Consider the following 16454-nt stretch of genomic DNA (forward strand, 5'->3'; position numbering starts at 1 on the left):
GCGCGGGCGGCGGGGTTGGCGCTGTCGCCGCGTGACGTGTTCGAGCACAAGACCATCGCCGGGCTCGCCCGTGCGCTCGCCGACCGGCCCGACGATGCACCGGCCCGCGGCACCGACGTCGACGCGTCCGGCACCGGCCGGATCCCGATCACCCCGATCATCCGGCGGATGGTCACCCGCGGCGGCTCGTTCCAGCGGTTCTCCCAGGCCGTGTTCCTCGCGACGCCGTCGGGGACGACGCCACAGCACGTCGCGACGGCACTGCGCGCGGTCCTCGACCGCCACGACATCCTGCGCGCCCGGCTCCAGCGCTCCGGCGACGAGTGGGTGCTCACCACCACCCCCGTCGGCACCGTCGACCCGGATGCCGTGCTGCACCGGGTCGATGCCGGTCTCGGGGTCGCGGGCGAGTGGGATTCCGACGCGTTCCGCGACGTCGTCGGCACGGCGTTCGACGCCGCCGCCGACCGGCTCGACCCGGCCGCCGGCGTCGTCGTGCAGGCCGTCTGGTTCGACGGCGGCAGCGCGGGCGGACGGCTGCTCGTGCTCGCCCACCACCTCGTCGTCGACGGCGTGTCGTGGCGGATCCTCGTCCCCGATCTGATCTCGGCCGGTGAGCAGGCCCGCGCCGGCACCGAGCCGGTGCTGGAGCCGGTCGGCACGTCGTTCCGCGGCTGGGCGCTCGGGCTCGCCGCAGCCGACCGCGAGTCCGAGCGCGGCGTCTGGGAGCAGGTGCTCGACGGGATCGACCCGGTACTGGGCTCCCGGCCCCTCGACACCGCCCGCGATGTCGTCGGCACGGCCGACGAGGTCGAGGTCGTGGTGCCGAGCGACGTCACCGAGGCCGTCCTCACCCGGATCCCCGCGGCGTTCCGCGCCGGCGTCGAGGACGTGCTGCTCACCGCGCTCGGCATCGCCGTCGCCGGGCACCGGGCGGGGGCCGGGGCGCCGTCGGTGCTCGTCGGGCTGGAGGGGCACGGCCGCGAGGAGGACGCCGTCGCCGGGGCGGAGCTCTCCCGCACCGTCGGCTGGTTCACCACCGTCTACCCCGCCCGCATCGACCTCACCGGCATCGACGTCACCGACGCCGCGACGGGCGGCCCCGCCGCGGCCGCCGCCGTCAAGCGGGTGAAGGAGCAGCTGCGCGCGCTGCCCGACCGCGGCATCGGCTTCGGCCTGCTCGACCCGCCGTTGCCGTTCCGGCCGCAGATCCGGTTCAACTACCTCGGCCGCTTCGACACCGCCGAGGCGCCGCAGCGGTCGGCGGGGGCGGTCGCGCGGCCGGGCTGGAGCCCGGCCGACGAGTTCGGGGCCCTCGGCGGCGCCGTCGACGACGACATGCCCGTCTCCGCGGCTCTCGACGTCAACGCGATCGTCGAGAGCGGCACCGACGGGCCGGTGCTGCGTGCCTCGTGGGCGTTCGCCGGTGGGGTGCTCACCGCCGACGAGGTGCGGGCACTCGCCGACCGCTGGCTGGCGGCGCTCACCGCGCTCGCCCGGGTGCCCGGGCCCGGCGGCCTGACCCCGTCGGACGTCCTCGCGCCGGTCACGCAGGCCCAGCTGGAGGTGTGGGAACGCGACCGCCCGCGGCTCGTCGACGTCTGGCCGCTCTCGCCGCTGCAGGAGGGGCTGTTCTTCCACGCCACCTTCGACGGCGGCGGCACCGGCGCCGACGTCTACCTCGCGCAGGCCGTGCTCGACATCGACGGACCGATCGACGCCGCCCGCATGCGCGGGGCCGCGGACGCGCTGCTGCGCCGCTACCCCAACCTCGGCGCGGCGTTCGTGCACGGCCGCGACGGCATCCCGGTGCAGGTGATCGAGGAGGGCGTGCGGCCCGAGTTCGTCGTCGTCGACCTGCGCGACACGGACCCGGCACGGCTCGACGACGAGGCCGAGGAACAGGTCGTGCGCGACCTCGCGCGGCCCTTCGACATGGCCACGGCGCCGCTCGTGCGCTTCACGCTGATGGTGCTCGGGCCCGACCGGCACCGGCTGGTGCTCACCAACCACCACATCCTGCTCGACGGCTGGTCGCTCCCGATCGTCGTCCGCGACCTGTTCGACCTCTACGCGGGCACCGCGGGCGCGCCGCCGCGGCCGTTCCGCGACCACCTCGCCCGGCTCGCGGCCCTCGACCCGGACCGCACGCACCAGGCCTGGGCCGAGGCGCTCGACGGCTTCGACCGGCCGACGTTGCTGGCCGTCCCCGGCACCGGTTCCGCCGACTCCGAGACGATCAGCGAGGACCTGTCCGCCGCGTTCACCGCTCGGGTCATCGCGCTGGCGCGCGCCGAGAGCGTCACGCTCAACACGGTGGTGCAGGCGGCGTTCGGGCTCGTGCTCGGCGTGCACACCGGCCGCGACGACGTGGCGTTCGGGACGACCGTGTCGGGCCGCCCACCCGCGCTCACCGGCGCGGAGGACATGGTCGGGCTGTTCATCAACACGGTCCCGGTGCGGGTGCGCGCCCGCGCCGACACGACGCTGCGCGAGCTCCTGCACCGCGTCCAGGCCGAGCAGGCCGCGCTGCTCGACCACCAGCACCTCGGCCTGACCGAGATCACGGCGCGCACCGAGCACGTCGAGCTCTTCGACTCGCTGCTGATCTTCGAGTCCTACCCGATCGACGGCGACGGCGTGACCCGCGCGCAGGAGGCGGGCGGCCTGATCACGACGGCCGTGGACATCCGCGACGCCACGCACTACCCGTTGACGCTGCTCGTGACGCCCGCGGACGACGGCCTGCGGCTGGAGATCGTGTACCGGCGCGACACCGTCGACGCCGACGTCGCGTCGGGGCTGCTGCGCAGGCTCGGCCGGGCGCTGGACGCGCTCACCACACCGGACGGCACCGTCGCGGCGCTCGACCTGCTCGACCCGGACGAGCACCGCGCGCTCGCGGCGCAGGCGGGTGTCCGCACCGCCGCGGTCCCCGACACGCTGCCGGCGCTGCTCGCGGCGCAGGCGGCCCGGACCCCGCACGCCGTCGCCGTCGTCGACGGGGAACGCACGCTCACCTACTCCGAGCTCGTGGCCGCCGCCCACCGGCTGGCCCGGCACCTCGCCGCCGCCGGGGTCGGGGCCGAGGACACCGTCGGTCTAGCCATGCCCCGCACCGCGGATCTCGTCGTCGCCGTGCTCGGCGTGCTCGCCAGCGGTGCGGCGTACCTGCCGATCGACCCCGCCTACCCGGCGGAACGGATCGCGTTCATGCTCCGTGACGCCCGCCCGTCCGTGGTCGTGACCGCCGGTGGGGTCGGCGCCGGGCTGCCCGGGACCACGCGCCACATCGTGCTCGACGACCCCGCCACGGTCGCCGCGCTCGCGGGGCTCGACGGCTCCGCGCTCACCGACGCCGACCGGGTCCGCGACCTCGGCCCCGACAACCCGGCCTACGTCATCTACACCTCCGGCTCCACCGGGGTGCCCAAGGGCGTGCCGGTCCCGCAGCGCGGGGTGGTCGAACTGGTCCGGTGGACGCTCGCGGAGCTCGGCGCCGAGCGGCTGCGGCGCACGATCTTCTCCACGTCGCTGAACTTCGACGTCTCGGTGTTCGAGCTGTTCGCCCCGCTGTGCTCGGGCGGAGCGATCGCCGTCGTGCCGGACGTCCTGCACGCCGCGTCCGCGTTCGGTGACGGCGACGCGACCCTGCTGTCCGGCGTCCCGTCCGCCGTCGATGCGCTGGTGGCCTCCAGCGATCCCGAGCTGCTGCCACCGACGGTCGTCCTGTGCGGGGAGGCGCTGCCGCGTTCGCTGGCCGACGCGCTCGCCCACCGCGAGGTGTTCAACGTGTACGGCCCCACCGAGGACACCGTCTACGCCACCGTGCACCGGGTCCAGGGCGGCGACCGGGGCACGGTACCGATCGGACGTCCGGGCGCCGGTACCCAGGTGCACGTGCTCGACTCCGCGCTGCGACTGGCGCCGCCGGGGGCGATCGGGGAGCTCTACCTGGCCGGGTCGCAGGTCGCCCGCGGCTACCACGGCCGGGCCGGGCTGTCGGCGGGCCGGTTCGTCGCCAGCCCGTTCGGCGAGCCGGGGGAGCGGCTCTACCGCACCGGCGACCTCGTCCGGTGGGGCTCCGCGGGCGAGCTCGAGTTCGTCGGGCGCGTTGACGAGCAGGTGAAGGTCCGCGGCTTCCGCATCGAGCTCGGCGAGATCGAGGTCGCGCTGCTGCGTCACCCGGACGTCGCGCGGGCCGTCGTGGTCGTGGACGGGCAGCGCCTGCACGCCTACGTCGTGGCCCGCGACGGCGCGTCGCCGCTCGGGGAGGACGTGCGCGCGCACGTGGCCGCCACCCTGCCCGCGCAGCTGGTGCCGTCGGCTGTGGTCGTGCTCGCGGAGTTCCCGACGACGCCCAACGGCAAGCTCGACCGGCGGGCGCTGCCCGATCCCGGCGCGGCGTCGGTGGGGGGTGCCGAGCCCGCGAACGCGACCGAGCGGCTGCTCTGCACGGTGTTCGCCGCCGTGCTCGACCGCGAGCTGGTCGGCGCCGACGACTCGTTCTTCGAGCTCGGTGGCCACTCGCTGCTGGCCGTCCGGTTGGCGGCCCGGCTCAACACCGCGCTCGGCCGGGCCACGGCCGTCTCGGCCAAGCTGCTGTTCGAGCACCCGACACCGCGGGCGCTGGCCGAGCGGCTGACCGCGGGCACGCCGCAGGCGCTGCAGCCCGTCCTCACCCTGCGCCGGGGTACGACACCCGGGGTCTTCTGCCTGCCACCGGCGGTCGGGTTCGGCTGGACCTACGCGCGCCTGCTGCCGCACCTTCCCGACGGCATGCCCGTGTACGCGCTGCAGGACCCGGTCGCGCTCGGCGGCGGCGCGGGGGGCGCCACGGCGTGGGAGATCGCCGAACAGCACGCCGAGCAGATCCGCCGCGTGCAACCGGAGGGGCCCTACCGGCTGCTCGGCTGGTCGTTCGGGGCGACGCTCGCGCACCTGGTGGCGGCGAGGCTGACGGAGCAGGGGGCGCGGGTGCCGGTCATCGTCCTGATCGACGGGTATCCGCTGCCGGTCGAGCCCGCCGGCACCGACGAGGTGGTGACCGAGTCCGACGCGGTGTTCGGGCTGCTCGCGTTCACCGGGCACGATCTCGACGCGTTCGGCGAGACCCCCACCCTCGACGACGCCGTCGCGATCGCGGCGGCACCCGGGAGCGTCCTGCACGGGCTGGACCGCGACCAGCTCGCGGCGCTGGTCGAACGCCTGCGCACGCTGGGGGAGCTCCCGCTCGGCGGCCCGCACCCGCACGTCGAGACCGACGTGCTGTTCCTCGCCGCGACCGAGGGCGAGCAGGACATGGCGCGCACGGCGCAGGAGTGGGCGCCGCTGATCACGGGCGAGGTACGCGCCCACGACGTCGCCGCCACCCACCTGGGCCTGATGACCGAGGAGACCCTGCGCACCACCGGCCCGCTGATCCGAGCAGCACTGGCCGAGAGCAACTGACCACGCCGACGTCGCACACCGTCGCCCGTCCTCACACACGTTCGGCGGTGTGCGAGGACGGGTGACGGTATGCGCAGTCCGGGGAAGTGCTTAGGACGAAGCGGTCCACGCCGCCCACAGGCGGGCGTAGTAGCCACCGGCGGCCAGCAGCTCGCCGTGCGTGCCCTGCTCGACGACGCGGCCGTCGTGCAGCACCACCACGGCGTCCGCGGTCGCCGCCTGGGTGAGCCGGTGCGCGATCACGATCCCGGTGCGGCCGCGCAGCGCGGCCCGCGCCGCCGCCTCCAGCCGGCGGGCACCCGCGCTGCCCGCCTCCGCCGTCGCCTCGTCGAGGATCGCGACCGGCGGATCGGCGAGCACCAGCCGGGCGAGCGCGAGCTGCTGGGCCTGCACGACGCTCAGCTCGTGGCCGCCGTCGCCGACGACCGTCTCGATGCCCGCGGGCAGCAGCTCGACCCACTCGAGCGCATCGACGGTCTCCAGCGCCGAGCGCATCTGCTCCTCGGTGGCATCGGGCCGGGCCAGCCGCAGGTCGTCGGCGAGCGGGCCCGCGAAGATGTGCACCTCCTGCGTCACGAGCGCGATCGTGCTGCGCAGCAGTGCCTGGCCCTGATCGGCCAGCCGGACGCCCCCGATGTGCACCACCCCGCGGGTCGGCGGCCGGACCCCGGCGAGGATCGAGGCCAGCGTGGTCTTGCCCGCTCCGCTCTCCCCGACCAGCGCGATGTGCGCGCCGTGCGCGACGTCGAGATCGATGCCGCGCAGGACGTCGTGACCGTCCACGTAGGAGTGCCCGACCGCGACGGCCTTCACCGCACCGTCGACGGCCCGGACCGGGGCGAGGGGTTCCGGCGCGGGTTCGATGTCCACCACGCCGATGAGCCGCGCCATGCCCGCCGTCGCCGACTGCACCTTGTCCAGAAGGAACAGCGCGGAGTTGATCGGCCCGAACAGGTTGGCGAAGTACAGCGCGGCCGCGCTCGCCTCACCGATCGTCGCGACGCCGGAGCGGACCAGCAGGAACCCCACGACCAGCACCGCGGAGAGGCCGAACACCTCCGCGATGTTCAGGCGTCCGAAGAACCCGGTGTGCAGCCGCTGCAGCCGCAGCGCGATGTCGATGGAGGCGTTGACCCGCGCGCGGATCAGGCCGAGGTGCACCGGCGCCAGCCGGAACGCCCGCACGGTGCGGGCCCCGCCGACGCTGTCGAGCAGCTGCTGCTGCTCCGCGCCGGTGACGACGCGATCCTCGGCGTAGATCGGCCCGGAACTGCCCAGGTACCAGCGCGCCGTCGCGGCCTGCACGGGGACGGCCAGCAGCGCCGCGACGCCGAACCGCCAGTCGAGCGCGGTCAGCCCGAGCAACGTCAGGACGATGATCAGTGCCGAGCGCGCGAAGTCCGGGAACGCCGAGCGGACTGCGTCGCTGATCACCGAGACGTCCTCGGTGACGCGGGAGGTGAGGTCGCCGGTGCCGCCCTGCTCGATGCGGGCGAGCGGCAGCCGCAGCGCGTGGTCGACGAAGTCCTCGCGCAACGTCGCCAGCATCTGCTCACCGAGGCGTGCGACGAGCACGAACCCGGCCATCGCGAGCACACCCTGCACGATCGCCACCCCGACCAGCTGCAGCACCGGCGTCAGTACCGAGCCGCCGGGCGTGCCGGCCTGGGCCCGCACCGCGATGTCCACGACGTTGCCCAGCAGCGGGGCCGCGAGCAGGCTCACCGCGGCCGCGGCCGCGAGCGTCACGACCGCGACGACGGCCAGCGCGCGATGCGGGCGCAACATGTCGGCCAGCGAGCGGCGCACCCGCGCGGCGGAGGCGACCGGGAGCAGGTTGCCCTCCGCGTCGGGCGTCGTCACGACAGCACCGTCGCCCGGTAGTCGGCGTCGTCGCGCAGCAACTCCACGTGGCTGCCGAGCGCATCGACCACCCCGTCGCGCAGCACCACCACCCGGTCGGCGACCGCCAGCAGCGCGGGGCTGGTGGTGAGCAGCAGCGTCGTGCGACCGGCCCGCAGGGCGCGCAGCCCGTCGGCGATGCGGGCCTCGGTCACGGCATCGACGGCGGTCGTGGGGTCGTGCAGGACCAGCACGGGGGCGTCCGCGGCCAGCGCGCGGCCCAGCGCCACCCGCTGGCGCTGACCGCCCGAGAGCGACGAGCCGCGCTCGGCGACGGCCGTGTCCTGACCGGCGGGCAGCACCGCCGCCACCTGATCGGCCGCCGCGGCCGCGATCGCCCCGGCCGGGTCGCCGACGGCCACCGCGGTCAGGTTGTCGCGGAGGCTGCCGGTGAACAGGTGCGCGTCGTGGGTGGAGACGAGCACGGCGCGCCGGAACTCGTCGAGCTCGACGTCATCGGCGTCGATGCCGTCGAGCAGCAGCCGGCCGCGACCGGGGCTGCGCTCGCGGCCCAGCCAGCTCAGCAGCGCTGCCGCGGCCGGTGGGTCGGCGACCACGCCGAGCACCTCGCCCGGTCCGGCGACCAGGTCGATGCCCCGCGGGGCGTCCGGCTCGTCGGCGACGTCGTCGAGTCGCAGCTCGCCGCGCACCGGGGAGGGCAGCTCCGTCGTCCCGGACCGGACCGCCGCCGGCGCGTCGAGAACGCCTGCGATCCGCCCGGCTGACGCGCGACCGATCGCCACGACCGCGGCGAAACCGCCGACGACCTGCATCGGTCCGGTCAGGAACTGGGCGAGTCCGACGGCCGCGACGAGCCCGCCGACCGAGATCGAGCCCTGCACCGCGAGCAGGCCGCCGACGAGCGCGACCAGCGCGAGGAACAGGCCGTTGAGTGCCAGCACGCCGCCCTCCTGCCCGCCCTGGGCGCTCGCGGTCCCGAGCGCGGCCCGCAAGGAACCCCGGCTCACCCGCCGGTAGCGGGCCAGCGCGTGCTCTTCGGCGCCGATGCCCTTGAGCACCCGCACGCCGGTCACGAGGTCGACCGCGACCCCCGACGCCCGGGCCATCTCCTCCAGCTGCGCCTCGCTGCGCCGCTCCAGCGGACCGCTGAACAGCTGCACCAGCACCAGCAGCGGCGGGGTGCCGAGCAGCACCAGCAACCCCAGCGGCACCGACATCGTCAGCAGCGCGATCCCGGCCACGGTGACCCCGACCACCGCGGCGATACCGGACGGGACCATGAACGGGACGCCGACGACCCGCCGCACGTCGGCCGTCGCGACGCTGACCATCGCCCCCGGCAGGCGCCCGGACTCCGCGCCACCGCCGGGATCGAGGATGCGGCCGGCGAGACGCATCCGCAGGTCGGCCTCGGCGCCGGTGGCGGCCAGCAACGACTGCCGCGATCCGAACCGGAAGCACAGCGACAGGCCGATGAACGTGAGGACGAGCACCGCTATCCAGAAGACCAGCCCGCCGACGTCCCCGGTCGCGACGCCACGGTCGATCACGATCCCGATCAGCACCGGGACCATCGCCTCGCCCGACTGATGGCCGGTGGACAGGACCGATGCCGCCACCAGGTGGCGCTTCACCCGATGGAGCGTCGTACGCAGAACCAGGTCGCCACTCGACTTCACCGCCGGATCATCCAAGGTTTGGCTAACCTGAGCAAGGAGGCCGAGCGCGGCTCCGTGCCGAAGCCGGCGACAGCGTGCTTCATGCCGGCCCTGTTCGATGCGACCCGGGCTGTCCGCGCTGTGGGGCTCGGCGAGTGCCCGTTCAGAGTCTGCGGTCGTGGAAGGCGCGGCGCAGTTCGCTGACCTGCCTACGCCGGACTCACATCTCACCAGAATCGATGAGGACCGCGGCGCAGGGTTCGGGCAGGGTCACGGGCCAGCCGGCGTGGACGACCACGGTGGCGAGGGGTCGCCGACCGCGGTCGGCATGATGCGAGGAGGACCTGTGGGTACGGTGATCTTGCACAGCGTGGCGTCGGTGGATGGGTACATCGCCGACGAGAACGACACCGTCGGGCCGCTGCACGAGTGGTTGTTCAACGGAGACACCCCGCTCGCCGAGGACGAGGGGTTCGACCACTCCGGGTCCGGGAACGGTATCCGGGTCTCGCGGGTGTCTGCGGCGCACATGCGGCCGATCTGGGCCGGGATCGGTGTGATCATGATGGGCCGCCGGCTGTTCGACCTGGTCAACGGCTGGGAGGGGCGTCCGCCTTCAGGTGATCACGTGGTCGTGGTGTCGCACCGGCCCAAGCCGGAGGGGTGGCATCCCGAGGCGTCCTACCACTTCGTCGACGGTGTGGTGGCGGCGATCGACAAGGCCCAGGAGCTCGCGGGGGACCGCACGGTCGCGGTGAACGCCGGTGAGGTCGGCGGCCAGATCCTCGCGGCCGGCCTCGTTGACGAGGTGGCGATGGACGTGGTGCCGGTCGTGTTCGGGTCGGGCAAGCGGTTCTTCGGCAGCATCGACGGGCAGTACCTCCTGGAGGACCCCCATGTGGTCGTCCAGGGCGAGCGAGTCCTGCACCTGCAGTACCGCGTTCGTCGTCAGCACCCGGGCCGGAGTTCCTGACCGCGCCCGCTCAGGCGATCGTTCGGTCGGAACCCCACGAGCCGCAGCGGATCAGTCGGGTGTCCGGGACCTGGTGGTGTCCACCGATCGGGGGAGGTGCGGTTCCTCCGCCGGATCCGTCGGCCGGCCGAGGTCTCGCCGGGAGGCCCGGGAGCAGGCTGATCACCAGGCGTTCCACCATGGCGCAACCCGGCGCCTCGACTCCTGGGAGACCCTGATGTTCATCGCGATGAAGGCAGTGAGCGTTCTGCTGGCCACCACGGCGCTGTGCGGTACCGGTGCCGGCATCGCTGCGGCCGCGACACCGACCGGTGCCACCACGACACCGCCGCCGCCCTACGTTCTGACCATCGGAAACCAGGGCCCGATGGACGTGGCGGATCTACGCAACGACGTGATCACGATCATTCCACGGTCCGACGGGCTTCTCGACGTGTCGCTGAACCGCCAGTCCGGTCTTGGCGGTGCAACGCTCGTCGACAACGAATCCGGTCAGACGGTCGAGGTCTCGATCACCCGGCAGGGCACCGTCCTGGATCGTGTCGCGCTCGGGGCCGAGACGCGCTGGCACGTGAGTCTCTGAATGCGCCGTTGACCAGCAGTACAGCCCGTCACGCCGGCGGAACGCCGGGAACCCCGTCGTGCTCTGCCACGGCTGGCCGGATCTCGCCTTCACCTGGCGTCATCAGGTGCCCGCCCTCGTCGCCGCGGGCTACCGCGTCATCGCCCCCAACCCTGCTCGGCAGCGACTACTACTTCGTCCACTTCAACCGGCAGCCCGGCGTCGCCGACGCCGTGCTCGACGAGAACCCGGCACAGTTCCTCCGCAACCTGTACCGCAAGAACGAGCGCGCAAGGAGCCGCAGCCAGGGATGGTGATGATCGATCTCGCCCGAGCGGAGACTGCCGCCGCAGAGCCCCTGCTGAGCGACAGCGACCTGGCCGTCTACGTCTCCGCCTTCGAGAAGTCCGGGTTCACCACCGGCATCAACTGGTACCGGAACTTCGACCGCGACTGGCACCTGCTCGCCGACGTCGACCCGATCATCCACCAGCCGGCCCTCATGGTCTACGGCGACCGAGACGCCGTGGCGCAGGCCGAGAACCTCGCAGCGTTCGTGCCCAACGTCGAAGAGATCCACCTCGACAGCGGCCACCGGATCCAGCAGGAGAGGCCGGAAGAGACGAATCGCGCGATCCTGGAATGGCTGGACCGACAGGACGCGAGACCGGCTGAGGCCCCATACCTCGCGGGTAGGCATGCCGACTCGTGGGTGCCAGCCGCCCCGTAAGAGCATCTCGCGGATCTGCCGCTGGCACCATGCGCCGCAGGCCCATAGGGTCGTCGTTCCTCCACCGCTGTGTCCGAGCCGACCGGCGTGGGTGCGGGCATCCATACCCGCCGAGATGAGCTCTGTCGCTGAGAAGTGCCGGTCACGGTGTCGGGCTTTGGTGGGCGTACTACTGTCCCGGCCCGCTGGAGAACACGAAGCCTTGCTGGTCAACGCTCTGACCTGGTGCCCCCGGCAGGATTCGAACCTGCGACACACGGTTTAGGAAACCGATGCTCTATCCCCTGAGCTACGAGGGCCTGCGAGTAGATCCTAGCTGCGTGGCGGGGGTGGTCGACCTCGGGCCGTCCTCGCCGCGGGTCCGGTTCTCTGGGACGGTTTCGCGCAGTACGCGCCCTCGCCGCCCCTGCGATCTGCGGTGCGGGCGGGTGTCCCGTCCAGCGACGCCCTTGACGCGGCCGCCACGACCGGATGACGTGAGTGGATCTAAGGTCGGGAGCATGGCCGTTCCCCGTACCGGGCCGTTCGCCGTTCGGACCAGCGACGAGCGCGCGCAGCTCGAGGCGTTCCTCGAGGAGTACCGCCGGCTGGTGGGCGAGTTGCTCACCGGGCTCACCGAGGAGCAGGCACGTCGACGTCTGGTGCCGTCGCGCACCACGCTGCTGGGGCTGGTCAAGCACCTCACGTTCGTGGAGCGGGTGTGGTTCGAGGAGGCCGTCACCGGCACCCCGCGCACCGCGCTCGGGTTGCCCGAATCGGTCGACGACTCCTTCCTGCTCGCCGAGGAGGACACGATCGCGTCGGTGAGCGGCGCCCATCGGGAGGCGTGCGCGGGGTCGCGGCGGGCCGCGGCGCGGCTGGCGCTGGACGACGTGGTGTCCGGCCACCGGGCGGGTCCGATGACGCTGCGCTGGATCTACCTGCAGTGCCTGCGGGAGTTCGCCCAGCACAGCGGGCACGCCGACATCCTGCGTGAGCAGATACTGGCGGCCGGGGCGTGAACCACTGATCTCTGCGCACGTGGTGGGTCTACCGGTCACCGGACCCGGAGGAGACACCATGACCAAGGTGATTGCCGACATCTCCATGTCGCTGGACGGCTACGTCACCGCGCCCGGCGTGGACCTGGAGCACGGCCTCGGTGTCGGCGGCGAGCCGATCCACGCGTGGGTGCTCGAGGAGCCCCGAGCTCCGCATCCATCTCTCACCGCTGGTGACGGGTGGCGGCACGCGGCTGTTCGACCTCGTCGGGCCGACGCGGCTGGTCCAGCGGGAGGTCACCGTGTCCCCGCGGGCGACGCATCTCGTCTACGACGTCGTCGGTGGCTGAGGCGGAGCGCCCGGTCGAGGCACTCGCCGCCGCCGACACCCGACCCGGAGCACGCGGGCAACCGGTGGTGGCGGCATGCTGACGTGCATGGATCCCGTGGAGACCCAGGCCGGACGCCGACCGGCGCGGCGGCGCGGCGTGCTCGTCGGGCTGGTCGTGGTGCTGATCGCGATCGCCTGGATCGTCAAGCTGCTGGTCGTCGACCTGCTCGCGGACGGCCGGATCGTCGACCTCGGGCTGCTGCAGTTGCGGCTGGGCTACAACTCGGGGGTGGCGTTCAGCATCGGCGCCGGGCTCCCCGACGGCGTCGTGCTCGCTATCACCGCCGTGGTCACGGTCGTACTCGCCGGCTACGCGTGGGTCTCGGCCCCGACGATGTCGTGGGTCGGGGTGGCCGGGCTCGCCGGGATACTCGCCGGTGCGATCACGAACCTGCTCAGCCGCTTCGTGGACGGCGCCGTCGCCGACTACTTCCACACCGGCTGGTTCGCCACGTTCAACCTCCCGGACAGCATGATCACGGTCGGGGTGGTGCTGGTGATCGCGTCGGCGCTGTTTCCCCGCGCGCAGCAGGCCCCGCCGCACCCCACCGCAGAGGCGTGATGTGAGCGAGCCGCAGCGGTTCACCACCACGCCGGAAGCGGGCCGCCGGGGTCGGGTGGTGGTACCGGTCCCGTTCGACCCGGACGCCGTGTGGGGCACCAAATCCCTCCACCACGTGCACGGCACGGTGGACGGCCACCGGATCCGCGCCGTGATCGAGCAGGTCGACGGCCGGCACTGGCTCGTGCTCGGACCTGCCTGGCAGCGCGACTGCGGCCTCGCGATCGGCAAGGCCGCCGACGTCGAGCTCGCTCCGGAGGGCCCGCAACGCGGCGACCTCGCGCCCGATCTCGCCGCGGCGCTGGATGCGAATCCGCAGGCAGGCGCGTTCTTCGACGCGCTCGCCCAGTTCTACCGGCGCGGCTACCTGCGCTGGATCGACGCGACCACCCGCAAGCCGGAACTGCGGGCCGAGCGGATCGCACTGGTCGTCGGCTGGCTGGCCGAGGGGATCAAGGAGCGACCCAAGCCCTGAACGGGGGGCTCACCCGAGACCGTGCCGGCGATCGCCGAGCACGCGTTCGCAGTTCGCGGCCTCGGCGCGGCCGGAGAAGGGTCGGGCCAGCTCCTGGGCCAGTTCGATGTCGGCCTCCATGAGGAACCCGTTGATGTCGGCGCCCGCCCGCGAACCCGCCGCCGCCGCGATGATCACCTGGGCCATCGGATCGGTGACGTTGCCCGCCGCCCACACACCTGCCACGCCGGTGCGCCCGGTGGCGTCGCTGACCACGAAGGACGCCGCCTCGGTCGACGCCGTCTCCAGGTCGAGACCGGCCGGGACCGTCGCCCGGAAGTACGGCCCGACGAACAGCGCGGTGCGCGCGAACTCCCGGCCCGACTCCAGTCGCACGCCGGTGACGTGGTCGTCGGCGGCGAGCACCTCGTCGACAACACCGTCGACGACGCTGATGCCGCGGGCCCCGAGACGGGCCCAGTCGGCGTCGTCGAGATCCGGGTGCCGGTGGGTGAACAGCATGACGTCGCCGGACCACTGCCGCAGCAGCAGCGCCTGGTGCACCGCCCACGGCCCGGTCGCGATCACGCCGATCGGCTGGTCGCGGACCTCGTACCCGTGGCAGTACGGGCAGTGCGCGACGCCGCGGCCCCAATGCTCGCGCAGCCCGGTGATCGCGGGCAGCTCGTCGCTGCCCCCACCGGCGAGCAGGACGGCGCGCGCGTACACCGGCCCGCTGGAGCCGAGCTGCGCCCGGAAGCCGTCGAAGCCGTGCTCGATCCGCGTGACGGTGCCGGTGCGGATCTCCCCGCCATAGCCGGCGACCTCCGCCTGCCCGAACGCGAGCAGGTCCGCAGGTGCGACGCCGTCGCGCGACAGGAAGCCGTGCAGGTGCTCGGCCGGCGCGTTGCGCGGTCTCCCGGCGTCCACCACCAGCACGGTGCGCCGGGCCCTGGCCAGCACCAGCGCCGCGCTCAACCCGGCCGCGCCGCCGCCGACCACCAGTGCGTCGTAGATGTTCGTCATGTCCCCACCGTGCGTCCGTGGCGACGTGTTTGACAAATGAACTTGCCGGAACTGCAATAGAGAGATGGCAGATGATCTCGAGGACGTCCTCACCGCCGTGCCGCCGCGGCTGCGCCGCATCCGCAAGCAGCGGGGCGTCACGTTGGCGGCGCTCGCGGAGGCCACCGGCATCTCGGTGAGCACGCTGTCGCGGCTCGAATCAGGACAACGCCGTCCCAGCCTCGAGCTGCTGCTGCCCATCGCGCGGGCGCACCAGGTGCCACTCGACGAGCTGGTGGGTGCCCCGCCCGTCGGCGATCCGCGGGTGCGGCTGCGGCCGACGGTGCACGGCGGGGTCACCTTCGCGCCGCTCACCGGGCAGCCGGGGCCGGTGGCGGCGTTCAAGATGACGATCCCGGCGGGTGCCAAGACCGAGCCGGAGCTGCGCACCCACGAGGGCTACGAGTGGCTCTACGTCCTGAGCGGGCGGCTGCGGCTGATGCTCGCCGAGCACGACATCGTGATGCGTGCGGGGGAGGCCGCCGAGTTCGACACGCGGCTGCCGCACTGGTTCGGCAACGCCGGCGACGGCCCGGTCGAGGTGCTCAGCTTGTTCGGCAGGCAGGGCGAGCGGATGCACGTGCGAGCGGCGCCGCCGCGGAAGGCCGGGTGATCGACGGCATCCGCACGTCAGCAAGGTGGCCTTCCTGACGTCAGACGTCTGGAGGGCCACCCTGCTGACGTCCCGAGCCTGCTGACGCCCCGAGCTCGGCCGCCCGGCAGATGTAGGTGCAGTTCTGGGCGCGCGGCGAGTCGATCACCTGCACGTCGTCGAACCCGGCGGCGGCGAGCATCTCGCAGGCCAGCTCCTGGCCCCACATGGCGCCCAGCCCGGCGCCCTCGCCGTCGGCCAGCGAGGTGGGCAGGCAGAACAGCAGGCTGATGCCGTAGCAGAGCGGTGCGTGGGGGTTGCCGATGTTGTTCTCGAGCCTGCTCGAGAACTTCGCGTCCACCATGACGAACACGCCGTCGGGTGCCAGCGCGCCGCGCACCCGTTCCAGCACGGCGGCGGGGGAGCGCTGGTCGTGCACGGCGTCGAACGTCGTGATCACATCGAACGGTGGGTCGGCCGCGAGCTCGGCGGCGTCCCCGACGACGAACCGGGCGTTCGGGAGCGCCATGGCGGCCCGTTCCGCCTCGCCGAGTGCGATCGCCTCCGTGGCGATGTCGAGCCCGACGAACTCCGACGCCGGGAAGGCCTGCGCCATCAGGTTGATCGCGTGGCCGGTGCCGCAGCCGAGGTCGAGCACGCGGGCGCCGGCTTGCAGCGTGTCGTGCAGCCCGGGCACCCGGCCCAGGAAGCCGTCGATCAGCTGCTCGTCGTAGATGTGGCGCCACGTCGCTCCGAGTCCCTCGCCCGCCACCGCGGCGTAGGCCGCGTACGGCACGCCGCCGCCGGCCGTGAAGCACCGCTCGACCTCGGGCAGCAGCCCGGCGAGCATGCGGAGCATGCCGGTCGTCGGACCGATGTTCGCCGCGGTAGCGCCGGTCAACAGCGGTGCGTGCTCGGGCGGCAGCGTGAACAGCCCGGTGGCGGCGTCGAAGTCGAGGATCTCGCCGGTGACCATCGCGCCGAGCCACTCGCGCACGTAGCGCTCGTCGAGCCCGGCCCGCTGCGCGAGCCCGGCGCTGGTGGCGGGGCCGCGCAGCGCCGCCTCGAACAGGCCGGTGGTGTGGCCGACGTTCACCAGCATCGTCATGACGTGACCGGTGACCATGGTGAGCAGGCGGCTGCCGAGTGCGCGGGTGCGTTCGGTGTCCATAG

At 73.3% G+C, this 16454-nt stretch carries 12 protein-coding genes and 1 tRNA gene; 8 read left to right on the plus strand and 5 right to left on the minus strand.

What is annotated here, in order from left to right:
- Positions 1 to 36: 36 nt before the first annotated feature.
- Complete coding sequence (locus ACFPFQ_RS00680) at positions 37 to 5451, plus strand: amino acid adenylation domain-containing protein (protein ID WP_379613591.1); 5415 nt, start codon at positions 37 to 39, stop codon at positions 5449 to 5451.
- A 90-nt stretch (positions 5452 to 5541) separates the two neighbouring features.
- On the opposite strand, the gene ACFPFQ_RS00685 is transcribed toward ACFPFQ_RS00680, so the two are convergent.
- Positions 5542 to 7239 (minus strand): ABC transporter ATP-binding protein, encoded by a 1698-nt coding sequence (locus tag ACFPFQ_RS00685; protein ID WP_379613665.1) that lies wholly within the window; start codon positions 7237 to 7239, stop codon positions 5542 to 5544.
- A gap of 71 nt (positions 7240 to 7310) precedes the next feature.
- Positions 7311 to 8948, minus strand: coding sequence for an ABC transporter ATP-binding protein (locus ACFPFQ_RS00690; protein ID WP_379613593.1), 1638 nt, complete (start codon positions 8946 to 8948; stop codon positions 7311 to 7313).
- Positions 8949 to 9318: 370 nt separating this feature from the next.
- Here ACFPFQ_RS00690 and ACFPFQ_RS00695 point away from each other — a divergent pair, with 370 nt between their 5' ends.
- The 3 genes from ACFPFQ_RS00695 to ACFPFQ_RS00705 all read left to right on the plus strand — a co-directional run bounded on the left by ACFPFQ_RS00695 (position 9319) and on the right by ACFPFQ_RS00705 (position 11237).
- Positions 9319 to 9945 (plus strand): dihydrofolate reductase family protein, encoded by a 627-nt coding sequence (locus ACFPFQ_RS00695; RefSeq protein WP_379613595.1) that lies wholly within the window; start codon positions 9319 to 9321, stop codon positions 9943 to 9945.
- A 217-nt stretch (positions 9946 to 10162) separates the two neighbouring features.
- Positions 10163 to 10528 (plus strand): hypothetical protein, encoded by a 366-nt coding sequence (locus tag ACFPFQ_RS00700; RefSeq protein ID WP_379613597.1) that lies wholly within the window; start codon positions 10163 to 10165, stop codon positions 10526 to 10528.
- Positions 10529 to 10817: 289 nt separating this feature from the next.
- Positions 10818 to 11237, plus strand: coding sequence for an alpha/beta fold hydrolase (locus ACFPFQ_RS00705; protein WP_379613599.1), 420 nt, complete (start codon positions 10818 to 10820; stop codon positions 11235 to 11237).
- Between the two features lie 223 nt (positions 11238 to 11460).
- Here the strand turns inward: ACFPFQ_RS00705 and ACFPFQ_RS00710 are convergent.
- A tRNA-Arg gene (locus tag ACFPFQ_RS00710) sits at positions 11461 to 11536 on the minus strand.
- Between the two features lie 201 nt (positions 11537 to 11737).
- Here ACFPFQ_RS00710 and ACFPFQ_RS00715 point away from each other — a divergent pair.
- The 3 genes from ACFPFQ_RS00715 to ACFPFQ_RS00725 all read left to right on the plus strand — a co-directional run bounded on the left by ACFPFQ_RS00715 (position 11738) and on the right by ACFPFQ_RS00725 (position 13645).
- The gene (locus tag ACFPFQ_RS00715; protein WP_379613601.1) at positions 11738 to 12238 is read left to right on the plus strand and encodes a DinB family protein; all 501 of its coding nucleotides are present in this window, start codon (positions 11738 to 11740) and stop codon (positions 12236 to 12238) included.
- A gap of 416 nt (positions 12239 to 12654) precedes the next feature.
- On the plus strand, positions 12655 to 13170 hold the full coding sequence (locus ACFPFQ_RS00720; protein ID WP_379613603.1) for a signal peptidase II: 516 nt from the start codon (positions 12655 to 12657) through the stop codon (positions 13168 to 13170).
- 1 nt (position 13171) lies between these two features.
- Complete coding sequence (locus ACFPFQ_RS00725) at positions 13172 to 13645, plus strand: YdeI/OmpD-associated family protein (protein WP_379613605.1); 474 nt, start codon at positions 13172 to 13174, stop codon at positions 13643 to 13645.
- 9 nt (positions 13646 to 13654) lie between these two features.
- Here the strand turns inward: ACFPFQ_RS00725 and ACFPFQ_RS00730 are convergent, their stop codons facing one another.
- Complete coding sequence (locus ACFPFQ_RS00730) at positions 13655 to 14650, minus strand: NAD(P)/FAD-dependent oxidoreductase (RefSeq protein ID WP_379613607.1); 996 nt, start codon at positions 14648 to 14650, stop codon at positions 13655 to 13657.
- 64 nt (positions 14651 to 14714) lie between these two features.
- On the opposite strand from ACFPFQ_RS00730, the gene ACFPFQ_RS00735 reads away from it, so the two are divergent.
- Positions 14715 to 15302 carry a helix-turn-helix domain-containing protein gene (locus tag ACFPFQ_RS00735; protein ID WP_379613609.1) on the plus strand — a complete coding sequence of 196 codons (588 nt, stop codon included), beginning with the start codon at positions 14715 to 14717 and terminating at the stop codon, positions 15300 to 15302.
- Positions 15303 to 15342: 40 nt separating this feature from the next.
- Here the strand turns inward: ACFPFQ_RS00735 and ACFPFQ_RS00740 are convergent, their stop codons facing one another.
- Positions 15343 to 16452 carry a class I SAM-dependent methyltransferase gene (locus ACFPFQ_RS00740; protein ID WP_379613611.1) on the minus strand — a complete coding sequence of 370 codons (1110 nt, stop codon included), beginning with the start codon at positions 16450 to 16452 and terminating at the stop codon, positions 15343 to 15345.
- Positions 16453 to 16454: the final 2 nt, after the last annotated feature.

It is taken from the genome of Pseudonocardia sp. GCM10023141 (assembly GCF_042653605.1).